At 49.8% G+C, this 4478-nt stretch carries 4 protein-coding genes and 4 tRNA genes; 7 read left to right on the top strand and 1 reads right to left on the bottom strand.

The window, feature by feature from the left end; genetic code table 11:
- Nucleotides 1-243: 243 nt before the first annotated feature.
- Nucleotides 244-1272: a UDP-N-acetylmuramate dehydrogenase gene (murB, locus tag DBY68_RS22665; RefSeq protein ID WP_108477206.1), complete on the top strand. Its 1029-nt coding sequence runs from the start codon at nt 244-246 to the stop codon at nt 1270-1272.
- Nucleotides 1269-2231: a bifunctional biotin--[acetyl-CoA-carboxylase] ligase/biotin operon repressor BirA gene (birA, locus tag DBY68_RS22660; RefSeq protein ID WP_108477205.1), complete on the top strand. Its 963-nt coding sequence runs from the start codon at nt 1269-1271 to the stop codon at nt 2229-2231. Before murB ends, birA begins: the two co-directional genes overlap by 4 nt.
- A 35-nt stretch (nt 2232-2266) precedes the next feature.
- On the opposite strand, the gene coaA is transcribed toward birA, so the two are convergent.
- Entirely contained in the window at nt 2267-3217 is a 951-nt protein-coding gene (gene coaA, locus DBY68_RS22655) for a type I pantothenate kinase (RefSeq protein ID WP_108477207.1), read from the bottom strand.
- Between the two features lie 385 nt (nt 3218-3602).
- Here coaA and DBY68_RS22650 point away from each other — a divergent pair.
- From DBY68_RS22650 to DBY68_RS22630, 5 genes are all read left to right on the top strand, one after another.
- A tRNA-Thr gene (locus DBY68_RS22650) sits at nt 3603-3678 on the top strand.
- A 10-nt stretch (nt 3679-3688) separates the two neighbouring features.
- Nucleotides 3689-3773, top strand: a tRNA-Tyr gene (locus DBY68_RS22645).
- 110 nt (nt 3774-3883) lie between these two features.
- Nucleotides 3884-3958 (top strand) — tRNA-Gly (locus DBY68_RS22640).
- A gap of 5 nt (nt 3959-3963) precedes the next feature.
- Nucleotides 3964-4039 (top strand) — tRNA-Thr (locus DBY68_RS22635).
- 118 nt (nt 4040-4157) lie between these two features.
- Nucleotides 4158-4478 (top strand): GTP-binding protein (locus DBY68_RS22630; protein ID WP_000031694.1); only part of this gene is annotated, 321 nt, incomplete at its 3' end.

Below are 4478 nucleotides of genomic sequence, written 5' to 3'. Positions count from 1 at the left end.
GAGTAGGGAACTGCCAGGCATCAAATAAAGCAGAAGGCCATCCGCAGGGATGGCCTTTTTGCGCTGGTGCGAAGAAAAAAGTGCCGGATGCGGCGGCGCCATATCCGGCCTGCAAAAGAACAATCCCCCACCGAATGGCACGAACCCGCAGGCCTGGTAAGCGCAGTGCCATCGGGCGATACCACGCGCACAATCCCCCCATATACGGTAAACTAGCGACGTTTTTGCATCAGGAAAGCAGCTATGAACCATTCCCTAAAACCCTGGAACACCTTCGGCATTGAACATCATGCGAAGCACATTGTATGCGCGGAAAACGAACAGCAATTACTGAGCGCCTGGCAGCATGCGATTGCAGAAAGTCTGCCAGTTCTTATTCTGGGTGAAGGAAGCAACGTTCTCTTCCTGGAAGATTACGCCGGAACCGTCATCGTTAACCGGATTAAAGGTATCAATGTCACCGAGTCAACAGACGCGTGGCATCTTCATGTCGGGGCAGGTGAAAACTGGCATCAGTTAGTTCGTTATACGCTGGATAACAACATGCCGGGTCTGGAAAACCTGGCGCTGATCCCTGGTTGCGCCGGTTCATCACCTATTCAGAATATCGGTGCCTATGGCGTCGAGATTAAGCAGGTCTGTGAATTTGTCGACTGTGTCGAACTTGCCACGGGCAAACACCTGCGTTTAACAGCTACAGAGTGTCGCTTTGGTTATCGTGACAGCATCTTTAAACACGAATATCAGGATAAATACGCCATCCTGGCCGTGGGTTTCCGCTTAGCAAAAGCCTGGAAGCCCGTCCTGACGTATGGCGATCTGACGCGCCTGGATCCACAAACCGTTACGCCACGTGATGTCTTTGATTCCGTATGTCATATGCGAATGACGAAACTCCCGGATCCCAAAGTCAACGGTAACGCGGGAAGCTTCTTTAAGAACCCGGTCGTAGAGTGCGAGCATGCTGAAATATTGCTGGCTTCATTCCCTAACGCGCCGCATTACCCACAAGCTGACGGAACCGTAAAACTGGCGGCGGGCTGGCTTATCGACCAGTGCCAGTTGAAAGGCTATGTTTACGGTGGCGCGGCGGTACATCAGCAGCAGGCGTTGGTACTCATCAATCAGGATCATGCGACCAGTGATGATGTGGTTGCGCTGGCTCACCACGTGCGAGCGCAGGTCGGCAAGAAATTTAATATTTGGCTGGAGCCTGAAGTGCGATTTATGGGACCAACTGGTGAAGTAAATGCGGTAGAGGTCATTGCATGAAGGACAACACGATTCCCTTAACGCTGATTGCCATCCTGTCTGACGGTGAATTCCATTCCGGCGAACAGCTGGGCGAAAAGCTGGGCATGAGTCGCGCGGCGATTAATAAACATATCCAGACCTTGCGCGATTGGGGCGTCGATGTGTTTACGGTTCCGGGCAAAGGTTATAGCCTGCCAGAGCCTATTCAGTTGCTGGAAGAAGAACGCATTCGCCAGCAAATTGAATATGGCAACGTAGCGGTCTTACCGGTTATTGATTCCACCAATCAGTATTTGCTCGATCGCATTCACGAGCTGCATTCCGGTGATGCCTGCGTGGCTGAGTATCAAACGGCAGGCCGCGGTCGCCGTGGTCGTAAATGGTTCTCTCCATTCGGGGCGAATCTCTATCTATCGATGTACTGGCGGCTTGAGCAGGGGCCTGCGGCGGCAATTGGCTTGAGTCTGGTAATTGGCATTGTGATGGCCGAAGTATTGCAAAGCCTGGGTGCCGATCAGGTGCGCGTAAAGTGGCCGAATGACCTGTACCTCAATGATCGCAAACTTGCCGGGATTCTGGTGGAATTAACCGGAAAAACGGGTGATGCAGCGCAAATTGTGATTGGTGCGGGAATTAACCTTGTTATGCGTCACGTTGAAAATGATGTGATCAATCAAGGCTGGATCAACCTTCAGGAAGCGGGGATCTCCATCGATCGTAATACGCTTGCCGTCCGTCTGATTAAAGAGCTGCGTGAATCACTTCGTCTATTTGAACAGGAAGGGCTGACACCATATCTGGCTCGCTGGAAAAAACTCGATAACTTTATTGATCGCCCGGTGAAGTTAATTATTGGCGATAAAGAAATCTTTGGTGTTTCTCGCGGTATTGATTCTCAGGGGGCATTATTGCTTGAGCAGGATGGGGTGATAAAACCCTGGGTCGGCGGCGAAATATCGTTGCGTAGCGCTGAATGAAAAAAGGGAGCCTCGGCTCCCTTTTCTATAAAAATTTATTTTCGCAGGCGGACTTGCTCAACCGAGTGATTAGCTCTTTTGGTTAAAATCAGGCTGGCACGCTCACGTGTAGGTAATATATTTTCCTTTAGATTCACAAGGTTAATTTCATTCCACAAGTTAGTCGCCACGTTTATCGCTTCATCTTTCGAAAGTTGTGCATAGTTGTGGAAATAAGAATCCGGGTCGGTAAATGCGCCCTCGCGGAATTTCAGGAATCGGTTGATATACCATGATTGAAGTAGTTTCTCCGGCGCATCAACATATATTGAGAAGTCGACAAAATCGGAAACAAATACATGATGTGGGTCGTGTGGATAATCCATTCCGCTTTGCAGAACATTTAACCCTTCAAGAATTAAAATATCCGGATGCGTCACCGTTTTATCGCCGTCAGGGATGACATCATAAATCAGATGCGAATAGACAGGCGCCGTCACGTCAGGTACCCCAGATTTCAGATCTGAAACGAATTTAACCAGACGATGCATATCATAAGACTGTGGGAAGCCTTTCTTCTTCATCAGTCCACGCTCTTTCAGCACCTCATTAGGGTGCAGGAAGCCATCGGTGGTAATTAGCTCAACGCGACGGTGTTCAGGCCAACGGCTCAGTAACGCCTGCAAAACGCGCGCAGTCGTGCTTTTCCCCACGGCGACGCTACCAGCAATACTAATGATATAAGGAATACGTTGCCCATTGGTGCCCAGAAACTGTTCCAGCACAGCCTGGCGACGCAGGTTAGAGCTGATATAGAAGTTGAGCAAACGCGATAAAGGCAAATAGATCTCGGCGACCTCTTCCAGCGACAGATCTTCGTTGATACCTTTCAACCGCTTGATTTCCCCTTCAGTCAGGGTCATTGGTACGGAATCACGAAGCGCAGCCCACTGGCTACGATTAAACTGTAGGTAAGGTGTCATTAACGTTTGCTCTTTTTTTCTCATAAGCATGTTCTGACCGCCGCCTTGACGTACACACGACGCATCAACATTCAGTTAATCAGGACAATGGGCAGGAGGTTAACACCAGATGGAAGAGAATAAGAAGAAAAAATCAAAATGAGTGATGCTTTCGTGCACAAACGCAACACATCATGGCTCTCCTCGAAAGTGTTATACATACTCCATGGCGCAGCCAATACCTGGTACGGTAGATAACACGGTAAACGTCCTTTAAGTGCTGCGTTAAAAACATCCATTTTATGCTCTGATATTCGCCAGCTTGCTGTGTTTTTACGCAGTTGCGCACAAAATATGAGCAAGAGAACATTTTATGCAAATTTTTAGTTGCATGCAGGCGCAGGTCTCCCTAGAATGCGCGCTACTTGATGCCGACTTAGCTCAGTAGGTAGAGCAACTGACTTGTAATCAGTAGGTCACCAGTTCGATTCCGGTAGTCGGCACCATCAAGTGCCTGGTGGGGTTCCCGAGCGGCCAAAGGGAGCAGACTGTAAATCTGCCGTCATCGACTTCGAAGGTTCGAATCCTTCCCCCACCACCATCTTCGGTTACGCGAAAGCGCAACCTGAGTCGGAAGCTGTATCCTCCGGCTCAAACAGGAGAGTGTTCTTCTCCTTAAACAGAAAGAACTGGGTAGCCGAGTTTCAGGATGCGGGCATCGTATAATGGCTATTACCTCAGCCTTCCAAGCTGATGATGCGGGTTCGATTCCCGCTGCCCGCTCCAGACGTGCTGATATGGCTCAGTTGGTAGAGCGCACCCTTGGTAAGGGTGAGGTCCCCAGTTCGACTCTGGGTATCAGCACCACTTCACTTCTCCTTCCCGTTTCTCTCTGTTTACTTTTAAATGCATTCAACAAGTCGGGCGTGTTGCCTGGTTGATGTGGTGATATCACCGATTTATCCGTGTCTTAGAGGGACAATCGATGTCTAAAGAAAAGTTTGAACGTACAAAACCGCACGTTAACGTCGGTACTATCGGCCACGTTGACCATGGTAAAACAACGCTGACCGCTGCCATCACTACCGTACTGGCTAAAACCTACGGCGGTGCTGCTCGCGCATTCGATCAGATCGATAACGCGCCGGAAGAAAAAGCTCGTGGTATCACCATCAACACTTCTCACGTTGAATATGACACCCCGACTCGCCACTACGCGCACGTAGACTGCCCGGGCCACGCTGACTATGTTAAAAACATGATCACCGGTGCTGCGCAGATGGACGGCGCGATCCTGGTTGTTGCT

The sequence above is a fragment of the Pseudocitrobacter sp. RIT415 genome, assembly GCF_003057695.2.
Lineage (GTDB): Bacteria > Pseudomonadota > Gammaproteobacteria > Enterobacterales > Enterobacteriaceae > Pseudocitrobacter > Pseudocitrobacter faecalis.
Note: the sequence above shows the minus strand (reverse complement) of the source record. Positions and strands in the feature narration are given on the sequence as shown.

What these genes read in the sequence shown, in the direction of transcription:
- murB (WP_108477206.1), top strand. Translation starts at nt 244, where the DNA reads ATGAACCATTCCCTAAAACCCTGGAACACCTTCGGCATTGAACATCAT.
- birA (WP_108477205.1), top strand. Translation starts at nt 1,269, where the DNA reads ATGAAGGACAACACGATTCCCTTAACGCTGATTGCCATCCTGTCTGAC.
- coaA (WP_108477207.1), bottom strand. Translation starts at nt 3,217, where the DNA reads ATGAGAAAAAAAGAGCAAACGTTAATGACACCTTACCTACAGTTTAAT.